Raw genomic sequence first — 26855 nt, forward strand, 5'->3', positions numbered from 1 at the left:
AGGGCACCGGTATTGGCTTCCACATCGTCGGTCGCGGAAGCGATGGTCGGCGTGTTCGGTGCGGTAACGTCAGCGTCCTCCGGCACATCGAGTGCCGCGGACGCTGCGCTTTCATTGCCGGCCGCATCGGTTGCAGTGGCTGTCAGTGTGCTGCCAGCTTCCTGCTCCGGTGAGAGCTCAACCGAGAAGCTGCCTTCTGCATCGACGACCGCTGTTCCCAGCACATCATCGTTGGCATTGGTGATCTCGACCGTGGTGCCCGCTTCACCGGTCCCGGCGACGGTGGTGCCATCGGTCTCGCTCAGAACCGGCGCATCCGGCGCGGTAGTGTCGACGGTGAGTGTGAACTCGGCAGACGCAGCGCTTTCGTTACCAGCAGCATCGGTTGCGGTGACGCTGAAGACATGCTCGCCATCGCCAAGCTCTGTGTTTGGAGTGAAGCTCCAGGCACCGTTGCTGTCGGCGGTGGCGGTGCCGATCACATCACCATCGAGCGTGATAGTGATGGTGCTGCCGACTTGAGCAGTACCGCCCAGGGTCGGCGTGGTGTCATTGGTGCTGTCGCCATCCTCGAACGCACCAGTGATGGCTTCCACATCATCCGTCGCGGCGGCGATGGTCGGGGTATTGGGTGCCGTGGTGTCAGCATCCTGCGGCACGGTAACTGCGGTGGAGGCTTCGCTAACGTTGCCGGCGGCATCGGTGGCGGTGGCAGTCAGGCCGGTGCCGGCTGCTTGCGCGGGAGACAGCTCGACCGAGAAGTTGCCATCTGCATCGGCAACGGCGCTTCCTACGCTGTCGCCGGCGGCATTGGTGACCTCGATATTGGCGCCGGGCTCACTGCTGCCGGTGAGAATGTTGCCATTGGTCTCGTCGAGGACAGGCGCCTCAGGCGCTGTCGTGTCTTCATCTGAGGAGGAGCTGTCATCGCCAGTGGCAGCGGCTACGCCGACACCGGCGGCCACGGCCACGCCGCCTGCCACGAGGCCAGCGGTGCTGATGCCAGCCCCCGCACCTGCGCCCGTTGCGGCTTCTGCACCCGCAGTGCCCGCACCCGCTGCTGCGGTAGTGAGAGCCGTCTCTGCCGTCGTCAAGGTCGCGGTACTGGTGAAGGGCACAGCGCCCCCTGCGCCAGCTTCACCCAGACCCACCTGAAAGAGCTCACCGGCGAACTCATCGCCTTGCAGATACAGGTGGCTGAGCTCGGTGGGGTCTGCGTAGAAGTTTTCGACCGTGATCAGTTCCCCGTTTTCGAGGGTGACAAGCAGGTTGTCTCCCTGGCGGGTCATCACCTCGATATCGCGAGGATGGAGGTCCAGACTGACATCCGATGATCTATTGAGGGCAATGGTGTCGACTTCACGCAGGACCGTTTCCTGTTCCGCGAGCTGACCGTGGGGAGCGACCTTGGCAGTTACCGGCATATCGTTATCCTCAATGGCACTTCTTGTGCATTCGCTACTTTCTATTAATTATCAATAATTAACACGTTATTATGACCTGGATCATTTTTCTAGTACTCAGGCGTCAATTCTCACCGTTAAAGCATAGTTTATTTGTGTTTCGGGCTTTCCTTAGGCGCCTCGGTTTCACTGCTCACTATGTCGACACCTCCTTGAGCCTTTGTTCTAAAGGATATCGGGGAGTTGAGTGTCAAATTCAATAACGCTTGGGAGAGGCATTCGGATCATGCGCTGAGTATGATTTTTCTAATCGGCTATGAGGCTAAAGGTCAGGTAGTGCTAACTGGTTAATTTAGCGGCAAAAAATGATTTTAATTTAAGGTATGCTTATAAACTGTTGGCTATCGAGGGGTAATATACGTTGTTTAAACGCATGAAATATGTTTCGAGAATAGAAAAAGGCGCCACCCGCGAGGGTGGCGCCTTTGTCGTCCGTGGCGCGCCTTGTTTCAATCAGCGCTGAAGGGGGCGGGCATTCTCTCCGCCTTGCCATTCATGGTAGGCGTCGATCTGTGCCTGGGAGGCTTCGATCGGCGTCTGCATGACAAACCAGGTGACGGGCTCAGAGCATGGCGGGGTGGTAAGCGAGCCGGAGTACTGCCAGCCGGCATGCTCGCGCGGCAGCAGCAAGTTGGCAGACAGGCCGCTTGTCAGGGTCTCGGAGAGACCGCGCTGGGGCAGGCGGCTCAACAGGCGGCTGAGGGCCAGGTTGTCATGCCCTTCCTCGACCAGTACGGCCAGCACGGCCAGCTTGCCTTCCGGAGTGCTGTGCACCAGATGGATTTCCATGGCGGCACGCTTGCCGTCGATGGCGTGCTCTGACGGCACATGCAGGTGCACCTGCGACAGGGTGTACTGGATGCCATCCAGCGTCATGGTATTGCCGCTGGCCCCTTCGATCTGCAGGGTGTGGCCCGTATCGCGCGTGACGAGCAGCGGCGAATGGTAGTCGAGTTTCGGGCCCGCTTCATTCAGCGTGCGTGACTGGCTGTCGATATCGATCGGCGACTGCTGGCTGCCGGCCGAGCACTCGGCATAGCCCGGGGTGAGCTCTCCCCAATGCTCGGGGCCATTGGCTCCGGCGTTGGTGTCATCCGCGGATTCACTCGCATAGCTCCATTCAGTGACCGACGTGCCCGGCGCAGGCGACGTGGCAATGTCATCGGCGAGCGCCGGCAAGGATGACGACGTGGTGGCAAACAGCACAGCCATGGCAAGTGGGCGTAACAGCGCGCGGGGCGACGAGGAAGAGGCTGGCATTGAGTTGTCCTTGCTCAAGAGTCCGTAACCGATCAGTGTCCTGAGCCGCCGTAGGCAGTCAGAACTCAGATGAATGAAGGCAGTCAGTGTGCCGGACTCAGGGGCGAGGTCAAGATGACGCTGGAGTGTCACTAGGGTGTCGCATTCCAGCGTCAGTTGTCGCGGCTGTTATCGCGGTAGTACTCACGACAGTGGTAAAGACAGTTGTAAAAACAGGTGTTAAGACAGGGAGAGGAGCGGTGTCAGCGCTCGAGCCACAGGCATTCCACACTGTCACCGTGGTTGAGCTGTGCGTGGGGCGGAATCACGGCCAGTGCCTGAGCACCGGCGCAGGAGGAGAGTACCGCCGAGTTCTGGTCCGGGAAGGCATGTGCCTCAAGCTGTCCATCACTGCCGGGCGCCAAGGTGACGCGCAGATGGTCCTGACGGATGGCAGTGCGGGCTGAGAAGGCCGCGCGTACCGTGAGACGTTTCAGCTCGCGCAATGCAGTGCAGTCGGTCATCTCGCCCAGTAACGGACGAAGGAACAACCAGCCACCGACCCAACTGGAGACCGGATTGCCCGGCAGGCCCACGACACGCACCGCGTCACCTCGGGGGCTGTTGATACGCCCCAGCGCCAGCGGTTTGCCCGGTTTGATGGCCAGGCGCCACAGATCCAGACTGCCGAGCGCCTCGATGGCGGGGCGGACGTGGTCTTCCTCGCCGACGCTGACCCCACCACAGGTGACGATCAGGTCAGCCTGTTGCGCCGCCGAAGCGAGAGCGTCACGGGTGGCCTCGAAGGTATCGGCCACATTGAGTGGCGCCAGCACCACGTCAGCCCCGAAGTCGCTGAGCATCTGGCTGAGCATCACGCGGTTGGAGTTGTAGATCTGGCCGGGCTTGAGCGGCTGGCCGGGCTCGATCAGTTCATCACCGGTCGCGAACAAGGCCACTCGTACCTTGCGGCGCACCATCACGTGACTTGCCCCTTGGCCACACAGAAGGCCCAGCGCGGCAGCGTCCAGTCGTGTGCCCGCCGAGAGCAATCGACTGCCCTTGCTGACATCCCGGCCTTGAACGCGAATGTTGTCGCCGCGGGTGCGAGGCCCGGGCAGCCAGGCCAGGGTGGTGCCATCTTCGCCTTCACGCAGTGTCACCTCTTCCTGCATGGCCACCACGTCGGCGCCGTCGGGGATTTCCGCTCCGGTGAACAGGCGCGCGCAACTCGCCACGGCCAGCGGCGTGGCAGGCTGACCTGCCGCGATACGCTGACTGATCGGCAGCCAGGCACCGTCACCGATGTCCGCCACCCGGGCGCAGTAACCATCCATCTGGGAGTTGTCGGCAGGCGGCACGTCAAGCTCGGCATGCACGTCCTCGGCGAGCACACGTCCTGCGGCGTCACTGACTGCCACGCGCTCGGCCGGCATCAGCGGACAGCTGTCACGGAGCGCTGCGAGTGCACTGGCCAAGGGCGCCAGCCCCTTGGCGCCGACAGGCACGGCGTCGCAGCTACACTCTGCCGCCGCGGAAGGCGACGGCTGGGAATGCGGGTCTTTACTGGCGTCAGTGGGCATGGGTTCCGCGCTCCGGAATCACCAGGTTGGCGAAGTTGCAGGGGCGGTGACGGCTGTCGAGCTGCTCCTTGAGGATGCCGTTCCAGGCCGTCTTGCAGGCGCCGGTGGAGCCGGGCAGACAGAACACCACGGTACGGTTGGCCAGCCCGCCCAGACAGCGGCTCTGGATCGTCGAGCTGCCGACTTCCTGGTGTGAAAGCTGACGGAAGAGTTCGCCGAAGCCCTGGATTTCCTTGTCGAGCAGCACGCGAATGGCTTCCGGCGTGGAGTCACGCCCGGTGAAGCCTGTGCCGCCCGTCGTCAGGATGACCTGCACGGCCGGGTCCGCGATCCACTCGCTGACCACGGCGCGCAGTTGATAGACGTCATCGGGCACGATGCGCTTTTCATGCAGGCTGTGGCCAGACGCCGTCAGGTTGTCGACCAGGGCATCGCCGGAGCGGTCATTCTCTGCGGTGCGTGTATCCGAGACGGTCAATACCGCGATGGTGAGGCCGATCTGTTCGTCATTGCCGCTCATGATCAGTCCTTCTTGCCTTGTTGACGTGCCTCGAGCGCTGCCAGCTGCTCAGGGGTCGCCTTGGCCTGGTGATGGGTCTTCCACTCGGAATAGGGCATGCCGTAGACATGCTCGCGCGCCGCGTCGTAATCGAAGCTCACGCCGCGCTCCTCGCCAGCGGCCATCAGCCACTTGGACAGGCAGTTGCGGCAGAAGTCGGCGAGGATCATCAGATCGATGTTCTGGACATCCTTGTTGTCATCCAGATGCTTGAGCAGACGACGGAACGCGGCCGCTTCCAGTTCGGTGCGGGTCTGTTCGTCCAGTTGGCTCAGGTCTTGTACGGCTTGAGGGGTCGGGTCGCTCATCGAATTCTCCTGAGAAGGCGCAGCTAAGCGCCTGCCTTCATGCTGTCGGGGTGCCTGGGGGGCCAGGCGGGATATCTGAAACTTTACGCAACTAATGCAGAGCTGTGAACCAGCGCTGCACGCCTGTGGTTTGGTCTGTGGTTTGGCAGACGGGTCGGCAGGTGGAGTGCCAGTGGGTGGCAGAGTCGCGAAAGAGTGTGCGGGGGCAAGCGAGAGAGCAGGCGCTGGCAAGCGAAAACGCCCGGCAGGCGAACCTGACCGGGCGTACTTCACTCATCCAGCGGATGTCTGACCGCGCTAATTCGGACGTTGCTGACGTGCCAGGCTATCGTCAGGTGCCGTGGCGGGGTCTGCTGCCGGGTCTGCCGCTTCGGCCTGCTTGACCTCTTCGTACCACAGATTGTGGTGCTGCTTGGCCCAGGTCTCATCGACATAGCCGGTCTTCATGCCCTCGAAGGCACCCTCGGTACCGGCGGTGCCGATATAGATGTGGCCGAAGGACACCGCGATCAGCATCAGCGAGGCGATGCCGTGGAAGACATTGGCCCACTGCATGTTGTCACGCGTCTGGCCGAAGATCGGGAAGTCCAGCACCAGCCCGCTGGCAATCACCACCAGACCGACCGTCGCCAGAATCCAGTACCAGGCCTTTTCCCCGCCATTGGCGAAGCCGGCGTCCGGATGCTTGCCCTTCATCATGCCGCCACCCTGACGGAACCAGTCAAGGTCATGCTTTTTGGGAAGGTTGAGCTTCAGCCACTTGGCCAGTACCAGGATCAGCATGATCGAGAACAGGGGCCCCACATAGTTGTGGATCACCTTGGTCGCCATGATCATGTTGGCCCAGAACACATCCCCGAACACATTGCGGAACACGAACTTGCCCCACAGCAGATTGATGCCGGTGATGGCCAGCGTCAGGAACAGCGTCGCCAGCGTCCAGTGCATGGCACGCTCCAGCGCCGTCCAGCGCAGCATCAGCTTGCCGCTGCGCGGGTGGTCCAGATTGTTGCGTCCCACCAGCAGGTAGAAGATCACCAGCACGGCCAGCATGCCACCCAGTGCGATCAGGCCGCCCGGTGAGATCCAGCGATTGCGGATCTGACGCCAGGTCTCGCCGCTCTGGTTGATCAGGCTGTAGTTGGAGTCATGCCGGCTGTCGATGGAGTTGCCCCCATTCTTGACCTGCCGCCAGGTATCGGCGTCCACCGTGCCGACCGCCTGACCGATCTCGCCGTCAGGGTTCGCGGCCAGTGCCTGAGGAGCTAGCCAGAGACTGGCCAGCATCAGGCACAGGAACATGGCGACCACGGTCAACCGTGAAGCTGTAAAGTGCGCGCGCATGTCGCCTCCTTACCCCTTGCGGGCTGCGTCGTAGGCCAAGTGGTCCGCCTGCTGAACGCTGCTGGTGGTCAGGTTGGCAGACGTCTCCGGGTGGCTGGCCTTGTCGACCGGCGACCAGGCGCCGTCTTCATGGCCACGGTAGACCACACGCTGACGGAAGATGTCGGAGACGGTCTCGGCATCGCCGGCCAGCAGGGCCTTGGTGGAGCACATCTCGGCGCACAGCGGCAGCTTGCCTTCGCTGATGCGGTTGGCACCGTACTTCTCGAACTCTTCTTCCGGGCTCTCGGCCGGGCCGCCGGCGCAGAAGGTGCACTTGTCCATCTTGCCGCGCTCGCCGAAGGCGCCTTGCTGCGGGAACTGCGGGGCGCCGAACGGGCAGGCGTACAGGCAGTAGCCGCAACCGATGCAGATGTCCTTGTCGTGCAGGACGATGCCGTCATCGGTTTTGTAGAAGCAGTCGGTGGGGCAGACCGCCATGCATGGCGCGTCATCGCAATGCATGCACGCCACCGAGATGGAAACTTCACTCGGCTTGCCGTCGTCCAGGGTCACCACGCGGCGACGCTGAACGCCCCATTCGGTCTCGTTGGCGTTCTTGCAGGCTGTCACGCAGCCATTGCACTCGATGCAGCGCTCTGCATCACACAAAAATTTCATCTGGGCCATGGTGCTTCTCCTTCACGGCCTGTCGCCGGGTTCCTCGGTCAACAGGCCGGATGATTCTGGTAACGGATACGTCCGATCGTGTCTTGCGCTGCGTCCGGGCCGCGTCATCGGGACACGGCCGTCACTCGAGTCAGGCGAGGCTGACGCGGCACAAGGTGACCTTGGTTTCCTGCATCAGGGTCACGGGGTCGTAGCCGTAGGTGGTCGCGGTATTGGCCGATTCACCGAGCACATAGGGCACGGTGCCTTCCGGATAGCGGGACTCGAGGGATTCGCCCTCGTAATGCCCACCGAAGTGGAAGGGCATGAAGACGACATCCGGACCGACACGCTCGGTGACCATCGCCATCACCTTGACGCGGCCGCCCTCGGCGCCCTCGACCCACACCATGTCGCCGTCCTTGATGCCCTGGTCATTGGCCAGGGCCGGATTGATCTCGACGAACATCTCCTGCTGCAACTCGGCCAGCCACGGAATGGAGCGCGTCTCTTCGCCACCCCCTTCGTATTCCACCAGGCGGCCCGAGGTCAGGGTGATCGGGTACTTGGCGCTGACGTCCTTCTCCTGGATGGAGGCGTAGAGCGTCGGCAGGCGATAGATGGACTCGGAATCCGGCCAGGTCGGGTAGTCCTTCACCAGGTCGCGACGCGCGGTATACAGCGGCTCGCGGTGCTTGGGAATCGGGTCCGGGAAGGTCCACACTAGGGCGCGCGCCTTGGCGTTGCCATACGGCATGCAGCCATGCTTGATGCACACGCGCTGGATGCCGCCGGAGAGGTCGGTCTTCCAGTTCTTGCCTTCCGCCGCCTGCTTTTCCTCGGCCGTCAGGTCATCCCACCAGCCCAGCTGCTTGAGCAGCTTGTCGGTGAACTCCGGATAGCCATCCTCGATCTCGGCGCCTTTGGACCAGGAGCCTTCCGCGAGGATGTTGGTGCCGTTGTGCTCAACGCCATAACGCGCGCGGAAGTTGCCGCCACCCTCGGCCACCGTCTTGGAGGTGTCATACAGGATGGGCGAGCCCGGGTGACCCATCTCCGGCGTGCCCCAGCACGGCCACGGCAGGCCGTAGAAGTCGCCGTTGGCCGGGCCGCCACGGGCCTTGAGCGTCTCGAAGTCGAAGGTGTGCCAGTTCTGCTGATGTGCCTTCAGGCGCTCAGGGCTCTGGGCGGTGTAACCCACCGTCCACATGCCGGCATTGAACTCGCGCGTGATGTCCTCGACGACGGGCACGCTGCCCTCGACCTTGATGTTGCGGAACAACTCGTCGGCGAAGCCCAGCTTGCGAGACAGCAGGTACATGATCTCGTGGTCAGGCTTGGACTCGAACATCGGCTCGATGACCTGATCGCGCCACTGCAGGGAGCGGCTGGAGTTGGTCACGCTGCCGGTGGTCTCGAACTGGGTCGCGGCCGGCAGCAGGTAGACGCCGTCGGTACGGTCGTGCATGACGGCGGCGATGGTCGGGTAGGGGTCGACCACCACCATCATGTCCAGCTTGGCCATCGCCTTCTTCATCTCCGGCCCGCGGGTCTGGGAGTTGACGGCATGGCCCCAGTAGAACATCGCCTTGAGCGCGGTGCGCTGGGAGATGCGGTCCGGGTTCTCGAGCACGCCATCGACCCAGCGCGAGACGGTGATGCCGTTGGTGTGCATCGGCTTGCCGTCGTGATATTCGGTCTGGTCGTAGCGGTTCTGGATCCACTCGAAGTCGACGTTCCAGACCTTGGACCAGTGCTTCCACGCGCCTTCGGAGAGGCCGTAGTAGCCCGGCAGGGAGTGGGACATAAGGCCCAGATCCGTGGCGCCCTGGACGTTGTCGTGGCCACGGAAGATGTTGGCGCCGCCACCGGACTTGCCGATGTTGCCCAGTGCCAGTTCCAGAATGCAGTAGGCGCGGGTGTTGTTGTTGCCGGTGGTGTGCTGGGTACCCCCCATGCACCACACGACGCTGCCCGGACGGTTCTGGGACAGGCGGCGCGCGACGTCGAGCATGTCGGCCTCGGCTACGCCGGTGATGCGCTCGACTTCCGCCGGCGGGAACTTGGCGACTTCGGCACGCACTTCATCCATGCCGTAGACACGCTGCTGGATGTACGCCTCATCTTCCCAGCCGTTCTCGAAGATGTGCCACAGCAGGCCCCAGATATAGGCGACATCGGTGCCCGGGCGCAGGCGCACGTACTTGTTGGCCTTGGCGGCGGTCCGCGTGAAGCGCGGATCGACAACGATGATCTCGGCGTTGGAGCGCTCCTTGGCCAGCAGGATGTGCTGCATGGCCACCGGGTGCGCTTCGGACGGATTGGAACCGATGAACAGGATCGAACGACAGTTGTGCATGTCGTTGAAGGAGTTGGTCATCGCCCCGTAGCCCCAGGTATTCGCGACCCCGGCCACCGTGGTGGAGTGACAGATACGCGCCTGGTGATCGACGTTGTTGGTGCCGAACAGGGCCGCGAACTTGCGCATCAGGTAGGCCTGTTCATTGCTGAACTTGGCCGAACCCAGCCAGTAGATGCTATCGGGACCGTGCTCCTTGGTGAGCTCGAGCACCTTGTCGCCGACTTCCTCGATGGCCTGCTCCCAGGAGAGCTTCTTCCACTTGCCGCCTTCGAGCTTCATCGGGTACTTGAGGCGACGGTCAGAGTGACCATGCTCACGCAGCGATGCGCCCTTGGCGCAGTGCGCACCACGGTTGAAGGGGTGATCGAAGGCGGGTTCCTGCTTGGTCCAGACACCTTCCTGGACCTCGGCATAGACGCCGCAGCCCACGGAGCAGTGTGAGCAGATGGTGCGCTTCGTCTCGACCGGCGCATCAGACACTTCGGTCTTGGCTTCGGCGCGTTTCATCATCGGGGCGGCCATGAAGCTCGCGGCAGCAAGGCCGCCGGTGGCGACACCGCTGCGTTTCAGGAACTGGCGGCGGTTGATACCGAGCCCTGAGGTCTCTTTGGCAGAGGGGGTGGGGGTCAGTCGCATGACATCATCTCTCCTCGTCACCCGAATCATTGCCCGGGCCGCGTGAGCGGGTCAGGGGGCAATGTCGGGAGCGGCGGTCTTTCAGATCAGGAGCAGTCCTGATCCGTGCCGACTTGTCACTATCGATGGCGGGCGGAAACCTCTCCGCGCTGCCCGTTGTTCAGGCCGCTGGCCGCGCACATGGCGCAGGCTCAGGGCACTGTCTGTCTTGCATTCAGTCACGCAGCGTGGCGTAGAAGGCCTTGACGTGATCACTCTCGCGATAATTGTCAGTGCCCTTGTCCTTGACGGGGACCTCTGGCGCGGCCTGGTCCGGAATCACGGCACCGGCCAATGACCCTGCTGCGGCAACCCCTACGGTGCTGGCGCCCAATACGCGCAGGAATTTGCGGCGCACCTGGCGCGCCTGGTTATGGCTGTCTTTTGCGTCATCAGTCTTCATGCTGATCTCCTGTCGGCAATGCTGCTGGGTGATGCGAGTTGGATAGCGTTGCAGTCTCGAATGTTGCTTCACGTCATGCGTGACATCATTGTCTTGCGTCGGGCGCCACACTGGCTGGCGTGACGAGCTGGACGGCCTCGGCCGTCACCTGCTTGCCAGAGTTGTTTTCGGTCGCTGCATGCAGCGGGATCGAGTCACCGAGGTTCAGGCGCTCTGCCCGCAGGAAGGCCTGCCCCAGGTAGCCGACGGCGGCATAGAAGGGGCTCTCGCGTCCCGCGAGGTCGGCGCAGCAGCGCTCGCCCCAGCTGGCCACATGGCGGCGGAAGAAATTGACCTGCTCGCCGGGCACCTCATCGATCAGCATGGCCATCACTTCGCACAGTGCGCCGAGATGATCCTCGGGCTCATGCACATCGCTCTGGCGTTCGAAGCCGAGGCGTTTCAGGTCCTGGCGCAGGGCGACCAGCGGCATCTCCATCAGCGAGCCGGTGAGGTACCAGCTGGCGTAGGGCACTACCTCGCCCTGCACCACGCCTACCAGGCTCTGGAAGAAGTCGTCTTCCAGCCGGCGCGAGTCGCTGACGCGGGCGGCCAATGACAGCGATGCCAGCGCGCGCGGCAGTTGTTGCTCGGCGGCCCCGGGCAGGCTGATGGCGTCATGGTCGAGTTCGGCCAGAAAGTCGATCAGTTCCGCATCCGGTGCCGCGCGCAACAGCCGCGCCAGCAGCCGGTAGAGGTCGGCGCGCAATGCCTGCTGTTCTTCACTATGGCTTATCAGAGAGTCGGCCGCAGGGGTGTCAGGTGCACGATCGTCAGTCCCACCTGCTGCAAAGTCGTCGGGAGTCGACGTGGGTGATGTCATTGGCTCAAACCTTGAGTTGGGCATCGGGATTACGTGCCATTTCGTGCCAGATGTCCTTGACGCGGCAGTCGCTGCACATCTTCAGGCGCAATGCGCCATCGCCCTGGAAGTAGGCATGCGAGGCCAGTTTGGTCTGCATCGCCGTGATGGTGGCGGTGGAGCCGAACGGCGTGCCACAGCTGATGCAGGGGAAGGGCACATCCTGCTTGATGAGCTGTGGTTCGCGGCGCTCGTCGGGCTGCGGGGCAAAGCCAGGCGCCAGGGTGATGACCTGCTCCGGGCATGCATGCTCGCACAGGCCGCACTGCACGCAGTCACCTTGAGTGAAGGATAGTGCAGGCGACGTGCGATTGGCCGAGAGGGCGCTGGTCGGGCAGACGGCGACGCATCCTTGGCACAGCGTGCAGTTGTCGCTGTCGACGTTCACCACGCCGAAGGGCGCGCCTGTCGGCACGGCGACGCTGCCCTGTGCCAGGTCCGCGACCGACAGGGTCGCCAGGTGATCGAGTACCCGATTGAGGCGTTCGCGCTTGCCGGGGCGTGCCTGCGGCTGTCCCAGCAGCCAGTCACGGGCGATCGGCTGACTGGGCTGCTGCTCTTCTACGCTGTCCGCACCCGGTGCCAGAGCGACACACAGCGGCGTGATCAGAGGCAGGGGGGCAACCTCGTTGCTATCCATTTGTGGCAGGGCGGACGGCAAAGAGACGAAGCGGATGCGCGGCTCGCCACTGGCCGCATTGGCAAGTCCCATGCTGTCGAGCAGGGTCAGCGCCAAGCGGCGTTCGCTATCGAGCTGCTGGTGCTGGCCTGCGGGCAGGTCGTGGGGCAGTTCGACGATGACCTGCGTCGCGCCAAGTGCGAGTGCGGCCAGCCACTCGTCATGGCCGGTGGCGGAGATTTCCTCGAGGGTGATATCGAGGCAGCGCTCCTGGTCGACACCCGCCAGGGCAGTCTGCGAGGCAGGGGATTGCTCCAGGCGATAGCGCAGCAGCGGGTAGAGGCCACCGCCATCCTGATAGCGCTCCAGCAGGCGCTGGATCTGCTCCATGCGCTGTTCGGCCGGGGGCTGGGTAAAGCTCAGCGCGCCGGTCGGGCAGGCGCTGACGCAGCTGGCCGCGCCGTGGCACAGGTAAGGGTCGATCTCGATATGCGCATTGCGACGACCGGCCACCGAGAAGATGGCATCGGCGCTGCACGACGACAGGCAACGCGTACAGCCGATATTGCCGGCACTGGAATGCGCGCAGGTATCGAGATTGACGGTCACGTAATTCGGTTTGTCGAAATTGCCGATCAGGCCTGCGAACTGCATCGCCCAAGCGGTCAGCTGTGACAGCGATTGCTGGGAGGCTTCGGCATCGGCGACCAGCTGATCCAGCTCGGCGATGACGTCCGCACCGGCTTGCAGATAGCCGGGAGGTGGCAGTTCCGCCTGGTTGAGCGGCTGGCTGGACAGGTCGGCGATCAGGTCGAAATGGGTCGCGCTGCCGGCACCTTGCGGCACCAGCGCGGCAGCCAGGTTGACGCCATCACTGGCAAGGCTGAACTCGCCGAGGTGACCGCTCAGCGCGAGCATGTCACGCGGGGCACTGTGCACAGGCAGCGACTCACTGGCGGCGAGATGCTGTTCATCCATCGTCACCAGCGCACTGTTGTCCTGCTCACTGATCAAGAGTGCCACCGGCAGCTGAGCGGTGGCCGGCAGGCGGGCCAGCAGACTCGCCAGTGCCCGCACTCGCGCCTCGCTGCCGATGATCACGGTGCGTCCCTGACTGTGATAGCGGATGGGGGCGCTACCGGCATCCGTCGCCAACAGCGGGAGACTGGAGGCAGGCGAGCCACCCATGGCGGATGACAGGGCGCGTTGGCGTGCTTGTTGATTGAGGGCGCGTTGAGCGCTCTCGAGACTTGAGCTGAGCATCCTCATCCTTATTCGGTCGTGGCGGACCTTGCATGCAAGCTGCCGTCAGGTGGCAGGCGGATGATGCAGGTCCCGGTCGTCGCTGATTCTCGCGGTCAGGGCCGGGTCGGCGATCGACAGTCGTTCAGTGGGGATTCATGACAGGCCAACCATCTTTGAATGCTGTTGATGACATTGCCGTTTTCACGCCCGGCGAGAAGAGGGGCGCGGTCAGGTCGCGCAGGCACTCATCACCGCAGGCGGTTGACGCCAGTCATCATCTTCAAGGGTTGGCATGTCATGCTGAATCTTGCATGTGCGTTGCAGTGAGTGCGCCTTGATGAGGCGCGTCAGGGTGACCCATGAGGCATCAGGATGACCTCGGTCAGACGTATCCGGCTTGCTCGTGGGTCATAATGACGCATGCTGGTTGTGCGGCGCGTCATCCTGACGCCCTGGTATCCTGAGCCCTGACGCGCTCAGCTCTGGCGCTGGAGGTGTTTGTGGGGCCAGTCCCGGGTCATGGCTTGTGGCGGACGCCGCTGTCATCATCTGACGTGGGAGCTGGCTCGCGCGAGTCTTCTGCTGGTATCACTTGCGGGTCAGGCGACTCGACTATCTCGTCGCTGGGCGTCGCGTGTGACTCGTCCACTGGCGCCTCACCGTCAGGCGCCTGCTCAGCGATCTGGTCGTCTGTCTCCAGCGTCGTATCCGCCTGGGGTGTCTCGCTTGCCTCATCGAGCTTATCCAGGCCTTCTTCGACCTTGCGGGTCCAGCTGCGCAGCGTGTCGGCGACACCTTCGGCGAGCGGGCGCATCTGGGAGAAGTCCTGGTCGTAGTCATCCAGCCCATCGCGCACCGAATGCTCGCCCCCCATGAAGATGCGTCGCAGCGCACGCTGGCGTAGCGCCGGGTCCACGCCGCTCTGCATGAAGGCGCTGATGTCGGCGTCTGGGGTCAGGGTGTCGGGGTCTGGCAGCTCGATGACGGGCACTTCAGCATTGTCAGCGCCCGGTGCCTGCTGATCGCTCTCGGCGGTTGCCTGTTCTGCTGCCTGTTCTGCTGCCTGCTCTGCTGCCGAGGATGGGCTATCGCCGCCCAGGGCTTCGTGCTGCGAGCCGCGCGCTGCAGGGGTGTCAGCGCTGTTGTCAGAGATGACTCCCACCTGCGAGGGCGGGAGGCTGTCGCCTCTGGTTTCCTCGGTGCTGTCCGGCTGTGCCAGTTGGTCTTCACGGCTGCTGTCGCCTTGCTTGCGGCGTGACCAGCGCGAGAACAGGCCTTCATTGGCCCTGCTTGCGTTATCGTCGTGCTGGCTCATGACGTGCTTTCCGTACCATCACCGGGCTGATGCGCCTTGTTGGGCGTCGCGGCGTGCTGCTCTGCCTGACTGGCGCGCCCGGCGCCCTTGCGTTTCTTCTTCTTGCCTTCGTCGAGTCGTTCGCCGTGACGCGCGAGGTAGGCTTCCAGCCACACCATCAAGGCCGGGGGCATCGGCACATCCAGTACCAGCTGGTCGCCATCCATCCAATGCGATGCTACCTCCTGACAGGCCGTCACCACGCGAGGCTGCATGCCATCGGCTTCGCGCTCATCGCATTGGACGAACAGACGCGGCTGCTCGCAGCGCAGGTTGTAGCGGTAATCGGTGCGCTCGGTGAGGTGAAGCTGCAGCGGCAGGATGCGGCGATGCGCTACTTCATCAGCGGCGGCAGGCTCTGCTACGTGCGATTCCGTCTCTGGCGTTGCAGAGGGCGAGAGGTCGGCAATCCGCCAGGTGTCGATGCTGAAGCGCCCCAGCTTCTGCGTGGTGGGTGCCAGGGTGACGCTCAACCAGCGGGTGTCGTCACTACGGGGAGGGATGGATTCAGACATGGCTTCCTTGTTCACTGCTGTACCCGCAAGCGGGTCTGAAAAGAATGCTGCGATGGTGCTATTGTGCAAGATACATGCCGGCGCGTGCGATATCAGGGTCACCGTCAGTCAGTGCGGGGACAGCTCTGCCATCGGACTGGTACTCTACGGCGATTCAGCGCAAGAATTGCCATTCCAACCGGCTCGATCAGGGAGACCCGAGTTCATGATGCCCTCTGCACGGCCAGCGATCAGTCGCGCCACACTACCCACCACGCTGGAGATCGAAGTCATGGATGAGCGCGGTGAGCGCCATCAGCAGTCCATAGCTGCCGAGCGCTCGCTGACTATCTATCTCAATCGGCGCGAGATCGTCACCTTGATGACCCTGGGTGCCGAACCTGAGGCACTGGTGGCGGGTTATCTGCGCAATCAGGGCTTGCTGGGTGAGCTTGAGGACCTCGAAGCGCTGCAGGTGGACTGGGAGGTCGAGAGCGCCTCGGTGGTGACGCGTCATCTGCCTGAGGATATCGAGCAGCGCCTCGGCAAGCGCACCGTGACCACCGGCTGTGGGCAGGGCACGGTATTCGGCAATCTGCTGGAGCGCCAATCACTGGCTGCGCTGGACGCAGGCCCCTTCAGCCAAGCCTTGTTGTATCGCTTGCTGGAGGCGCTGGCGGCGCACAACGCGACCTATCGCAAGGCCGGTGCGGTGCACGGTTGCGCCCTGTGTCGGGATGATGAAGTGCTGGCGTTCATCGAGGATGTCGGCCGCCACAACGCCGTCGATACGCTGGCGGGGCTGAGCTGGTTGGCGCCTCTGAGTGATGATGCCAGTGATTATCAGGGGGCCAATATCTTCTACACCACCGGTCGTCTGACTTCCGAGATGGTGCTGAAAGTGGCTCAGGCGGGGATCTCGGTGCTGGTCTCACGCTCAGGTGTCACGCAGAAGGGGGTGGAGCTGGCGGAACGCTTTGGCGTGTTGTTGATCGCGCGCGCCAAGGGGCGCCACTTCCAGGCGGTGGACCCTGCCGGGCGGCTGGTGCTGGATGCCATCCCGCCGCTGCGTGCAGGTGACGCTCTCAAGTCATCGCGCCATGACGCGTCAGGCAAGCCATCTTCAGCAGACGGCACAGCTGGACATGACAAGGGGGCGCAGTGATGAGTCGTCTTTCTTCGCCACTGGGCGTCATACCCTCACAGGGCTTTTCCTCCGAACTCGGCGCACCTTCAGGCGGCCCTGTCACTGAGTCCTCAGGCGAGGCTCTGAATGCGGCCACCGGCCGGCAGGCTCCGGTCCCCCACGACAACCCCTTCTTGACGGTGCAGGAAGTCGCGCGTCTGCTGCATCTCAACGAGAAGAAGATCTATCAGCTGGCCAGTGACGGCACCATGCCGGCGACCAAGGTGACCGGCAAGTGGTTATTTCCGCGGCGCCTGGTGGAGCAATGGATTCTCGAGTCCAGCCATCATGGTGTACTGGCGGATCGCCTGATGATCACCGGCAGTGATGACCCGCTGCTGGCCGCGCTCTCCATGCGCCTCAATCAGCAGCATGCCGGTAGCGCCTTCTATGGCATGAGCGTCACCGGTACGCGTCTGGGGCTTGATCTGCTCAGCCAGGGGCGGGCTGACGTCTGCGCCATTCACTGGGGGCGCGCGGAGGAGGCGGCGCTGCGTCATCCGGCGCTGATTCGCGGCCACGATGGCTATCGTCAGTGGGTGATGGTGCGGCTTGCGCGTCGTACCCAGGGGTTGATCATCCGCAATGATGATCGTCATCTGTCCATTGACCCCAGCGGCCTGTTCGGTTCGCAGCGGCGGTGGGCGGTGCGACAGGAGGGGGCAGGTTCGCAGCGCTTCTTGCAGGAGTGGCTGTCCGGGCATCAGATGCGTGCCGAGCAGCTCAACACCCTGGCGATCGCCTATTCCGAGCGGGAAGTGGCCTCGATGGTGGCGCGGGGCGAGGTGGACGTCGGCCCCGGCACGCTGTCGGCCGCCAATGAGTTCGGCCTCGGCTTCGTGCCGGTCTGTGAAGAGGCCTTCGACCTGGTGGTACCGCGCAATGTCTACTTTCGCGATCTCTTCCAGGGATTGCTGGACTATCTGGCCACACCAAATGGCATTCAGCTGGCGCAATCCCTCGGCGGCTATGATCTGCGCGAATGCGGTCAGTTGATCTGGCGCGGCGATGCCGCACAGCACGATTGAGGCGCTCGGTATCGAGACGCTCGATAAACTGAACGCCCAGCGAGTGCTGGTGGTCAGGACTCGGCAGAAGCCATAAGTGCGACATCCAAAAAAATCGCCCATTAGCGCATGGCTAGTGGGCGATTTTTTTATTTCGGGCTGACGGCGAGCATGGTAAAGCAAGTCATTGTTTCGAATGGACCGGCCAGGTGGCGCTCGCGTTAAGGCTGTCTTTCCGGTTTAGCTTCTTGCCAGCGCGTTACTTGGCTTATTTCACTTCAACACAGCCCAGCTCACTTCAAATCAGCTCAGCTCGGATCCGAATCATTGCGAGTGCACACCGACAGCACGATGGCATCTTCTTCGCTGGTAGAAACCAGGGCATGACCCATGTCGGAGTCGAAATAGATGCTGTCGCCATCGCCCAGCGGCAAGGGTTCATAGAATTCCGAATAGAGCAGAATGCTGCCCGCCAAGACCATCAGGAACTCCTCGCCGTCGTGACGCACCCAGTCGGGGAAGTCATCGAAGCTGCGCGCGCGCACGCGAGTCTTGAAGGGAATCATGCGTTTCTGCGCCAGCTGCCAGGACAGCAGCTCGTGCTCGTAGGTCGGTGTCGGGTGTGACTTGCCATCACCGACGCGCGTCAGGTCGCGACGCCCGAGAGTGCCACTCTGGCGCTTGGGCGGGCTCAGCAGCTGCGGCAGGTCGATGTTCAGACCATGAATCAGCTTCTGGACCGCCGTAAAGGTCGGCGAGATCTGCTCGTTCTCGATCTTGGACAATGTCGAGCGTGCCAGCCCCGTGCGCTGGCTGACATCTTCCAGCGTCCAATGATGGGAGAGGCGGATCTGCTTCACGCGTTCGCCAAGCTTCAGGGGCTCAACGAAGGGTTTGCGACCGGAGGCGATCCGGACGGCGGCGTCCTTGTCTGTCGGTGTGCTCATGAGAGTGGCTTCGCTATGGGCGTGATATTGGCGGCGCACGACATCGGGAGTCGCAGCGCTGTCAGCTGGCGATAAAGTTTACTATCGGAAACTTTATCGCCAGCTTATCACAGCATGGCAAGTGCGCATCATCCCGACACGTAGCCAACATGGCTGTCCGCGACACCGAAGGCTCGCTGGTGCTCCCATGATGCATTGACAGGTTTCCTGGCTGCGGGAAACCTGTCGTGAGGTGTGGTGCGCGCCAGGGGGCGGCCACCGGTGCGGGGGATGCCCAGCGCTAGAACAGCCGGGCACTAGAGCAGCCAGACGCTAGAACAGCGGGTGATCACGCTCATCCTCGGCGGGCTTGGCAAGCGGCGGCTGGACGCCGTCTGGCGTGCCAGAGACGGAGCGGGGTGTGAGGGCATCCACGGTGGGAGGCGCGGGATCGAGCTGATCTGGCTCGGGTTTCTTTGACTCGGGTCGCTCTGACGTGGGTCGCTCTGACGTGGGTGGCTCTGAAGGGAGCTGGCCTGATGCGAGCTGGCCTGAAGGGTGCTGGCTGCCGGCACGCGCCTCGAGGCCATCCTGCATCGGCAAGCCCGCCAGCGCCTTGAGATGCGCCTCGGTGCTGCGCCCCAGCGCCTCCAAGCAATACCCGCCCTCCAGCACGGAGACGATACGCCCGTGGCAGTGACGCCGCGCGACATCCATCGCCAGCAGGGTGACCCAGTAATAGTCGTCATCTTCCAGGCACAGTTCCGCCATCGGGTCTTCACGATGCGCGTCAAATCCTGCCGAGATCAAAATCAACTCCGGCTTGAAGTCATCAAGCTTCTTCAGCCATTGGGCTTCAATGGCGCGCCGGAAGGCCAGTGAGCCGCTGCCTTCGCTCAGGGGCGTGTTGTGGATGTGCTCCCAGCGGCTCTCCAGGTAGCGCCACGGGTACATGGCGTCCTGAAAGGAGGAGCACACCAGGGTATCGGGATCATGCTTGAAGATATCGACGGTGCCGTTGCCCTGGTGCACATCGAAATCGAGGATCGCGATGCGCTTCACGCCGTAATGCTGGCGGGCGTGCAGGGCGCCCACCGCCACGTTGTTGTAGAAGCAGAAACCCATCGCATCGGCGCGTTCGGCATGGTGGCCCGGTGGGCGCACGGCGCAGAAGACGTTGTCGGCCTGATCGCGCATCACCTGGTCGACCCCGCGTACCACGGCGCCGGCGGCCAGTCGCGCCGCGACCAGGCTATCGGCACACATCACGGTGTCTTCGTTGATGGTCAACAGCTGCCCGGCCTGGGGCGGACATTTCTCCAGCGACTGCAGGTGGCGCATGGGGTGCACGCGCGCCAGCTGCTCAAGCGTTGCCGCTCGCGCACTGTATTGCTGGACATGCTGAATCACGCCGCTCAGCGCCAGCTGACGTTCGATGGCCTGCAGACGCAGTGGGCTCTCGGGATGGGTGGGGCCCATGAAATGCTGACCGCAGTCGCGATGGGATATGTAGGAGGTGATCATCGGCATGCCTGCGTGAGTGTGCGGGTCATAATGGTCTGCACCATGACGTAACAGTAAGAGTCGTCAATGGCATGAGCCAGTCGCCGATGGTCTACCTTGTTTCACGCATGAAGGGCGCGAGGATGGCTGTTCAGACCTGCGCTTTCGCGGCATGCTGCTCATATCGCGCTGACGAGGCGCAACCGCTTACAGGACAAGCCTATGGGAACGCGATTTCTGCGCAATTTCTTCGAGCCCGCCAGTATCGTGGTGATCGGCGCCTCGGAAAAGCCGCATTCACTGGGCGGGCAGGTACTGCGCAATCTGCTTGAAGGGGGCTTCAAGGGCGCCCTGACGGTGGTCAACCCCAAGGGATATGAGACGGTGCATGGCGTGGCGTGCGTCAAGCGGGTCAGTGAGCTGGAGCAGGTGCCGGACCTGGCCATTCTGTGCTCACCGCCGGATACCTTGCCGCGTGTGGTCGAGAAGCTGGGCCGGCGCGGCGTCAAGGCGGCGCTGCTGATTTCGGGAGGTGTCGCGCCGACGCCGGTCAGCTCGCTGGCCCGCGTCACCGGCAAGGGGCTTGAGATGCTGTCACGCCGCGACGGGCTGAACTTCTCTGCCCCGCGTCTGCCGGGCATTCACAGGTCCACTACGGGCAAGCCAGGCCCCGATCCCTCCGTCACCGACTCGTCGCCTTTGGATGAGGCCGGCGGGCCTGCCGCGTCGAGCGCCGAGCGCTACCCGCGGATCGCCGACAGCACGGACGACGTGCTGGATGCCTCACAGGCACGAGAGCCGGGTGTCGAAGTCCCGCGTATCCACCGTGACCAGGAAAGCCTCAACAGTCGGTTGCTCAAGGCCGCCCGAGGCAGTGGGATTCGCCTGCTCGGACCGGAATGCATGGGCATCTGCGTGCCCAACCGTCACCTGAACGCCTCCTTCAGCGGGCAACCTGTCGCCAAGGGCAAGGTCGCCTATCTCGGCCAGTCGGGGATGCTGGGCAATGCGATGATCGACTGGGCGGCGGGGCGCGGCATCGGCTTCTCGCATCTGGTGACCCTGGGCGATAGCGTCGATGTGATGCTGCCCGATCTGATCGACTATCTGAACCAGTACGGGCCGTCGCAGGCCTTGCTGTTGCACCTGGAGCGCATTCACGACCCGATGCACTTCATGACCGCGCTGCGCGAGGCGTCCCGCAATCGGCTGGTACTGGCGATCAAGAGTGGCCGTACCCCAGAAGCCGACCTGTTCGGCACACATGTCACACGTGGGGTGCCCAATCGCGACCGGATCGTCGATGTTGCCCTCGCGCGTGCCGGGGTGGTGCGCGTCAATGACAGCGAAGACATGTTCGATGCGCTGGAGACGCTCAATCGCATGAAGCCGTTGCGCGGTGATCGGCTGGCGATCGTCTCCAATGGGTTGGGCCCGGCCTTGCTGGCCATCGACAAGCTGATGGCGGGCGGCGGCAAGCTGGCTGAGCTGAGCGAGGAGAGCCGCCAGGCGCTGCTCAAGGCCGAGCTGGACGTCAGCCTGCCGGGGCGCAATCCGGTGGATCTGGGCGGCAATGCCATGCCGGAAGACTTCCTGGCCGCGGTCAATATCGTGGCCAATGACCGTGGCGTGGACGCCGTGCTGGTCGTGCATGCGCCGACACGCCTTGCTCCCTCACGGGCGACCGCTGAAGCCTTGGTGGCACATCGCAAGCAATTCCGGCGCAACCTGCTGACCAGCTGGATGGGGCTCGAGCAGGCACTGTCGGCCCGCCATGAATGCCATCTGGCCGGCATTCCTACCTATCTGTCGCCGGAGAAGGGCGTCAAGGCCTTCCTGCAGATGGTCGATTACCACCGTGTGCAGACACTGTTGCAGCAGACGCCGCCGAGCCTCGCCTTCTCGACCAGCGCCGAGATCCGCGCCCGCGCCCATGACCTGGTGCACAGCGCGCGGCGTGCGGGGCGTGAATGGTTGACTCACTCGGAGACGGCGCAGGTGCTCGATACCTACGGCATCGCGACCGCGCCTAGCCGCTATGTGCTCGACGCCGCCGAAGGCGCGCGTGCCATCGTCGAGCTGCAGCGTTCTGCCACGGATGACGACAAGCCTTCTCGGCAGGGCCCCTACGCGCTGCGCGTGGTGCATGAACACAACAGCCAGCCGTTCCGCTATCGCCGCTACCCACAGCGTCTGTCTTCCGGCGTGGTGCAGGACCTTTCCGGTCCGGAGGATATCGCGCTGGCGATCCGCCGCATCACCCAGAAGGTGGCGGAGGGCGATGCCGAGCGCGGCCGCAGTGACCACGAGCGCACACGCATTCATGAGTTCTGCCTGCAGCCGATGCAGCGTGGCAAACACTCGCTGCAGTTGAGCGCAGGCATCACGCGCGATGACGAATTCGGCCCGGTGATCGTGTTCGGCATCGGCGGTTACAAGGTCAATGTGCTGGCGGACCGCCAAGTGGCCTTGCCACCTCTCAACATGACCCTGGCGCGTGAGCTGATCTCGCGCAGCCATGCCTCCCGCCTGATCGCCGAGCACTCGCCGGACCCGGAGCGCGATTTCGAGCGCGTCAGCACGCTGTTGATCAAGCTTTCACAGTTGGCATCGGACTTGCCTGACATAAGAGGGTTGGAAATCAATCCGTTGTTGCTCAATCGCGAGGAGGCCGTGGCAGTGGATTTCGCGCTGGATCTCGGCAAACCGGCCCGTTTCGCGATCATGCCGTATCCAGAAGAGCTGCGAGAATGGGTGTCGCTGGACAATGGCATGCACGTCGAGGTTCGCCCGATACGCGGCGAGGATGCGCCCTTGATCACGGCCTTCCATGCGCGGCTATCCGAGGAGAGCATTCGTTTCCGCTACTTCCACCACAAGGCGGCGCTGACGCAGCGAGACCTCGCGTTGCTCGCCCAGATCAATTACGACCGCCAGATGGCCTTCATCGCCGAGCGTGAAGTGGAAGCCCAGCCAGGTGAGTCGCCGCAGCGCGAGATGCTGGGGGTGGTGCGGGTATGGAATGACCCGGACAACATTCGCACCGAATTCTCCGTCATCATCCGGGATGACATGCAAGGCGAGGGTATCGGCAGTCTGCTGATGGAGAAGATGCTGCGCTATTGCCGCTCGCTGGGCACGCTGGAGATGGTCGGCAAGATCATGATCGACAACCACCCGATGCGCGCCTTGATGAAGCACCTTGGCTTCACGTGTCGCTACAACATGGAGGAGCAGGTCATCGATGCCAGCATCCGTCTCAACGAGCCAGTCAGTGATTGGCAGCGCCTGAGGCTGGAAGCCAAGGCCTGATGCGCCTTGATGGTGCAAGGGCCTGTTGATAGGCGTGTGCGGGGGTTGTTCAAGGGCGCGTGCGCGAGCTTGCCAGGCGGTTCTCGGCAACACGCAATGCGTCCGGGGAGGGAGAGCAATAGACCAATAACAACATGCAATGTCGTGATTCAGGGAGATATCAGCAAGAGGCGTCAAGGGCATACCACCTTGGTCGTATAAACGTCTGTTCTTGTTTGAGCGCTTATCAATAAAACTGTATTGTAATTACAAATATAAGAATCCTTTATGGATAATGGCGCAGGGGATGACACAGTATTCTGTCAGCAGGTCGGCAAGCGATGCTTGCGGCCAGATTGCGCGATGTCAGCGGCAGGGCGAGCCATTCTCCCTGCCGGATTGAGTGCGTAATTGACAGAGTCCGTGGATATTTCCTGCCCGCTGACGACAGGAAAGCCAATGACTGACACTCGCGACGTGAAGATTCGAGTGCGCAATCTGAGCAAGGTGTTCGGCAATCAGCCCGACAAGGCGCTCAAATTGCGTGATGAGGGCATGAAACGCCCCGAGATTCTCGAGAAGACTGGCCAGACGTTGGGGCTTTCCAACGTGGATTTCGATGTGATGGAAGGCGAGTTGCTGGTCATCATGGGGCTGTCCGGCTCCGGGAAATCGACCCTGATCCGCTGCCTTAATCGGTTGATCGAGCCGACGGAGGGCGAGATCCTCATCGACGGCGATGATGTCGCCAAGCTGGATGACAAGTCACTGCTGCGCTGTCGTCGCAAGCATTTCTCGATGGTGTTCCAGAATTTCGCGCTCTTCCCGCACCGCACCGTGCAGCAGAATGCCGAGTTCGGGCTTGAGGTGCGTGGCGAGGAGAAGGAAGTCTGTTATCAGCGCGGTCGCGATGCGCTCAAGCAGGTCGGCCTTGATGGCTGGGAAGATGCCTACCCCAGCCAGCTCTCCGGCGGCATGCAACAGCGTGTCGGCCTGGCGCGAGCGCTGGCCAACGATTCCACGGTGCTGTTGATGGATGAGGCCTTCTCGGCGCTTGATCCCCTGATCCGCAAGGACATGCAGCAGGAATTGCTGGCGCTGCAGCACAAGATGAAGAAGACCACCATCTTCATCACCCACGACCTTGATGAAGCCCTCTCCATCGGCGACCGCATCATCCTGCTCAAGGATGGCGAGATCGTGCAGATCGGCTCCCCCGAAAGCATCCTCACTTCCCCGGCCAATGATTATGTGGCGCGCTTCGTCGAAGGCGTCGACATGTCACGCATCCTCACTGCCCGCTCGGCGATGACCGATGTGCGGGCCACCGCACGCGATGATGATGGCCCGCGTACGGCGCTGCGCAAGATGGGCGACAACGGCCTCGATAGCCTGTTCGTGGTGCGCCGCGATCGCACGGTACTCGGGATCATCACCGCCGAGGATACCGAACGTGCCGTGCGCGAGAATCTCACCGATCTCTCGAGCATCATCCACTCCGATTGCTGTCAGGTCTCGCCGGAAGAACCGCTGCACAACCTGTTCGCGATGTTTGCCGGTCATCACCATCCGCTGGCGGTGGTCGATGAGCAATCCCGCCTGTTGGGCGTGGTGATCAAAGGGTCCGTACTCGCGGAACTGGCGGAAGCAGGGGAGGCACACGCATGAGCGACGCAACCGGTTTTACCATCCCGAAGATAGAACTGGGTGACTGGATCGAGACGGGGCTTGATTACCTGACGACCAACTACTCCAGCATCACGCGCGGCATCTCCAAGTTCACCGAGACCGGCATCGACGTCCTGAACGATGCGCTGATGTGGCTGCCCGAGTGGGCGCTGATCGCTCTGGTGACGCTGCTGTGCTGGCGGCTGGCCGGCACGCGCCTGGCCATCGGCTCCGTACTGGGGCTGGGGCTGATCTGGAACCTGGATCTGTGGGACCCGATGATCGAATCGCTGACCCTGGTGGTGATCGCCACCCTGGTCGCCGTGGTCATCGCGGTACCGCTGGGGATACTGGCGGCACTCTCGGACCGCTTCTACAAGGTCATCATGCCGGTGCTGGATTTCATGCAGACGATGCCGGCCTTCGTCTACCTGATTCCGGCGATTCCCTTCTTCGGCATCGGCTCGGTCTCCGCCATCTTCGCCACCGTGATCTTCTCGATGCCACCGGCGATTCGCTTCACAACGCTGGGCATTCGTCAGGTGCCCAATGACCTGATCGAAGCGGCCGATGCCTTCGGGGCCACCCGCAGCCAGAAGCTCTTCAAGCTGCAACTGCCGCTTTCCCTTCCCACCGTGATGGCCGGCATCAACCAGACCATCATGCTGGCACTGTCGATGGTGGTGATCGCGGCCATGATCGGCGCCGATGGCCTGGGGAATGAGGTCTGGAAAGCCATCCAGCGCCTGCGTCCGGGAGATGGTTTCGAAGCGGGCATCGCGGTGGTCATCCTGGCCATGCTGCTCGACCGCCTGACCCAGACCTTCAGCAAGGAAAAGAAGCCCCGTTCATAAGGGATTCACCAGCGGCCTCCGTGTATTGCCTGGCTGTATTGCCTGGCCCATGCGGAGGCCGCCTCGAGCACTTCCATACCCGACTCAACGTTTGGCCGTCGACACGCGTTTTTCGACAGACGTGCTTCGATAAACAATGAGTAAATTCGAATAAAGGGGAAAATGATGAACAAGCAAGATGCCTCCCGCACTACCTTGAACGTCACCGCGAAGATGAATGCCGCCACCAAGGCATTGTTGCTCGGCGCTGTCATGTCCTCCTCACTGGCCGGGGCAAGCGCCGTGTATGCCGCCGGTGACAAGGGCGATGTGACGCTGGCCTACGTTGAATGGTCCTCTGAAGTCGCCTCCACCAATGTGGTCAAAGCGGTGCTCGAATCACAGGGCTACAACGTCGAACTCAAGGCGCTGTCTGCGGCGGCGATGTTCCAGGCGGTCGCCTTCGGCGATGCCGATGGCATGGTCGGTGCGTGGCTCCCCACCACCCACGAAGACTACATGGCCAAGATCGCCGACAAGGTCGACGACCTGGGCGTCAATCTCGAAGGCACCAAGCTGGGGCTGGTCGTGCCGTCCTATAGCAAGCTCGAGACCATCGACGACATCAAGACCCACGCCCAGGATATCGATGAGCGCATCGTCGGCATCGAGCCGGGCGCAGGTCTGACGCGTCTGACCGAGCAGGTGCTTGAGGATTACGCTCTTGAGGACATCGATCTGACCACCGGCAGCGGCGCGACCATGACCGCCGCGCTGGGCAATGCGATCAAGGGTGAGCGTGAGATCGTCGTCACCGGCTGGACGCCGCATTGGATGTTCGCCCGCTGGGACCTCAAGTACCTGGATGACCCGAAGGGCGTCTACGGCGGCGCCGAGGAGATTCACACCCTGGCGCGCAAGGGACTCGAGGAAGACATGCCGGAGGTCTACGCGATTCTCGACAACTTCGCCTGGACCCCGGCTGACATGGGCGAAGTGATGCTCAACAACCAGGAAGACGACGCTGACCCCTACGAAACCGCCAAGGCGTGGGTGGAAAGCCATCAGGATATCGTCAAGGAATGGCTGCCGGCCGCGGCTGAGTGATGCCTGGCGCATGACTTATGAGTCATGAATGACGAAACGCCCCCACAGGGTCTCCTGTGGGGGCGTTTCGTTGTGTGCCTGCAAATGACGCGTTGCTCACACTCGGCGAGCACAGACTTGATCAGAACGGGCGGGCT

General features: G+C 62.8%; 20 protein-coding genes and 1 pseudogene. 6 read left to right on the forward strand and 15 right to left on the reverse strand.

Annotation, left to right across the window (positions count from 1 at the left end):
* The 13 genes from QD280_RS03845 to QD280_RS03905 all read right to left on the reverse strand — a co-directional run.
* The coding region (locus QD280_RS03845) for an Ig-like domain-containing protein (protein ID WP_279838393.1) at positions 1–1424 on the reverse strand (1424 nt) is incomplete at its 3' end.
* Positions 1425–1916: 492 nt separating this feature from the next.
* Entirely contained in the window at positions 1917–2723 is an 807-nt protein-coding gene (locus QD280_RS03850; protein ID WP_279838394.1) for a carbonic anhydrase family protein, read from the reverse strand.
* A gap of 242 nt (positions 2724–2965) precedes the next feature.
* Entirely contained in the window at positions 2966–4285 is a 1320-nt protein-coding gene (gene glp, locus QD280_RS03855; protein ID WP_192838746.1) for a gephyrin-like molybdotransferase Glp, read from the reverse strand.
* A complete protein-coding gene (gene moaB, locus QD280_RS03860) occupies positions 4275–4805 on the reverse strand; it encodes a molybdenum cofactor biosynthesis protein B (protein ID WP_192838747.1) in 531 nt (176 codons plus the stop codon). The genes glp and moaB overlap by 11 nt, the downstream gene beginning before the upstream one ends.
* Before the next feature lie 2 nt (positions 4806–4807).
* Positions 4808–5152 carry a DUF1244 domain-containing protein gene (locus QD280_RS03865; protein ID WP_054556717.1) on the reverse strand — a complete coding sequence of 115 codons (345 nt, stop codon included), beginning with the start codon at positions 5150–5152 and terminating at the stop codon, positions 4808–4810.
* A 297-nt stretch (positions 5153–5449) separates the two neighbouring features.
* The gene (locus QD280_RS03870) at positions 5450–6454 is read right to left on the reverse strand and encodes a formate dehydrogenase subunit gamma (protein WP_279838789.1); all 1005 of its coding nucleotides are present in this window, start codon (positions 6452–6454) and stop codon (positions 5450–5452) included.
* A gap of 51 nt (positions 6455–6505) precedes the next feature.
* Positions 6506–7165: a formate dehydrogenase FDH3 subunit beta gene (fdh3B, locus tag QD280_RS03875; protein ID WP_043333544.1), complete on the reverse strand. Its 660-nt coding sequence runs from the start codon at positions 7163–7165 to the stop codon at positions 6506–6508.
* Between the two features lie 130 nt (positions 7166–7295).
* Positions 7296–10142, reverse strand: coding sequence for a molybdopterin-dependent oxidoreductase (locus QD280_RS03880; protein WP_082388779.1), 2847 nt, complete (start codon positions 10140–10142; stop codon positions 7296–7298).
* A gap of 214 nt (positions 10143–10356) precedes the next feature.
* The gene (locus tag QD280_RS03885) at positions 10357–10584 is read right to left on the reverse strand and encodes a twin-arginine translocation pathway signal (protein WP_279838395.1); all 228 of its coding nucleotides are present in this window, start codon (positions 10582–10584) and stop codon (positions 10357–10359) included.
* Between the two features lie 85 nt (positions 10585–10669).
* Entirely contained in the window at positions 10670–11446 is a 777-nt protein-coding gene (locus tag QD280_RS03890; RefSeq protein WP_279838396.1) for a molecular chaperone TorD family protein, read from the reverse strand.
* Between the two features lie 4 nt (positions 11447–11450).
* Complete coding sequence (locus QD280_RS03895; protein ID WP_279838397.1) at positions 11451–13367, reverse strand: 4Fe-4S dicluster domain-containing protein; 1917 nt, start codon at positions 13365–13367, stop codon at positions 11451–11453.
* A 499-nt stretch (positions 13368–13866) separates the two neighbouring features.
* Entirely contained in the window at positions 13867–14664 is a 798-nt protein-coding gene (locus QD280_RS03900; protein ID WP_279838398.1) for a DUF3306 domain-containing protein, read from the reverse strand.
* The gene (locus tag QD280_RS03905) at positions 14661–15218 is read right to left on the reverse strand and encodes a DUF3305 domain-containing protein (RefSeq protein WP_216060593.1); all 558 of its coding nucleotides are present in this window, start codon (positions 15216–15218) and stop codon (positions 14661–14663) included. Before QD280_RS03905 ends, QD280_RS03900 begins: the two co-directional genes overlap by 4 nt.
* Positions 15219–15426: 208 nt before the next feature.
* Between QD280_RS03905 and QD280_RS03910 the strand changes: the two genes are divergently transcribed.
* Together QD280_RS03910 and QD280_RS03915 are read left to right on the forward strand one after the other, a co-directional pair.
* Positions 15427–16362 carry a formate dehydrogenase accessory sulfurtransferase FdhD gene (locus tag QD280_RS03910; RefSeq protein ID WP_279838790.1) on the forward strand — a complete coding sequence of 312 codons (936 nt, stop codon included), beginning with the start codon at positions 15427–15429 and terminating at the stop codon, positions 16360–16362.
* Positions 16362–17411, forward strand: a complete 1050-nt coding sequence (locus QD280_RS03915) for a helix-turn-helix transcriptional regulator (protein WP_279838399.1) — start codon at positions 16362–16364, stop codon at positions 17409–17411. The genes QD280_RS03910 and QD280_RS03915 overlap by 1 nt, the downstream gene beginning before the upstream one ends.
* A gap of 287 nt (positions 17412–17698) precedes the next feature.
* Here the strand turns inward: QD280_RS03915 and QD280_RS03920 are convergent, their stop codons facing one another.
* Positions 17699–18337, reverse strand: a complete 639-nt coding sequence (locus QD280_RS03920; RefSeq protein ID WP_043333550.1) for an XRE family transcriptional regulator — start codon at positions 18335–18337, stop codon at positions 17699–17701.
* A gap of 576 nt (positions 18338–18913) precedes the next feature.
* Positions 18914–19840, reverse strand: a pseudogene (locus tag QD280_RS03925) (histone deacetylase family protein); the annotation flags it as partial.
* Between the two features lie 201 nt (positions 19841–20041).
* Between QD280_RS03925 and QD280_RS03930 the strand changes: the two are divergent.
* The 4 genes from QD280_RS03930 (at position 20042) to QD280_RS03945 (ending at position 26718) form a co-directional block, all read left to right on the forward strand.
* Entirely contained in the window at positions 20042–23131 is a 3090-nt protein-coding gene (locus QD280_RS03930) for a bifunctional acetate--CoA ligase family protein/GNAT family N-acetyltransferase (RefSeq protein ID WP_279838400.1), read from the forward strand.
* A 438-nt stretch (positions 23132–23569) separates the two neighbouring features.
* On the forward strand, positions 23570–24778 hold the full coding sequence (locus QD280_RS03935; RefSeq protein WP_043333554.1) for a glycine betaine/L-proline ABC transporter ATP-binding protein: 1209 nt from the start codon (positions 23570–23572) through the stop codon (positions 24776–24778).
* Positions 24775–25632, forward strand: a complete 858-nt coding sequence (locus QD280_RS03940) for a proline/glycine betaine ABC transporter permease (RefSeq protein WP_043333557.1) — start codon at positions 24775–24777, stop codon at positions 25630–25632. Before QD280_RS03935 ends, QD280_RS03940 begins: the two co-directional genes overlap by 4 nt.
* Positions 25633–25797: 165 nt before the next feature.
* Positions 25798–26718, forward strand: coding sequence for a glycine betaine ABC transporter substrate-binding protein (locus QD280_RS03945; RefSeq protein WP_279838402.1), 921 nt, complete (start codon positions 25798–25800; stop codon positions 26716–26718).
* Positions 26719–26855 lie beyond the last annotated feature (137 nt).

Source organism: Cobetia sp. 1AS1 (genome assembly GCF_029846435.1).
Taxonomy (GTDB): Bacteria; Pseudomonadota; Gammaproteobacteria; order Pseudomonadales; family Halomonadaceae; genus Cobetia; species Cobetia amphilecti.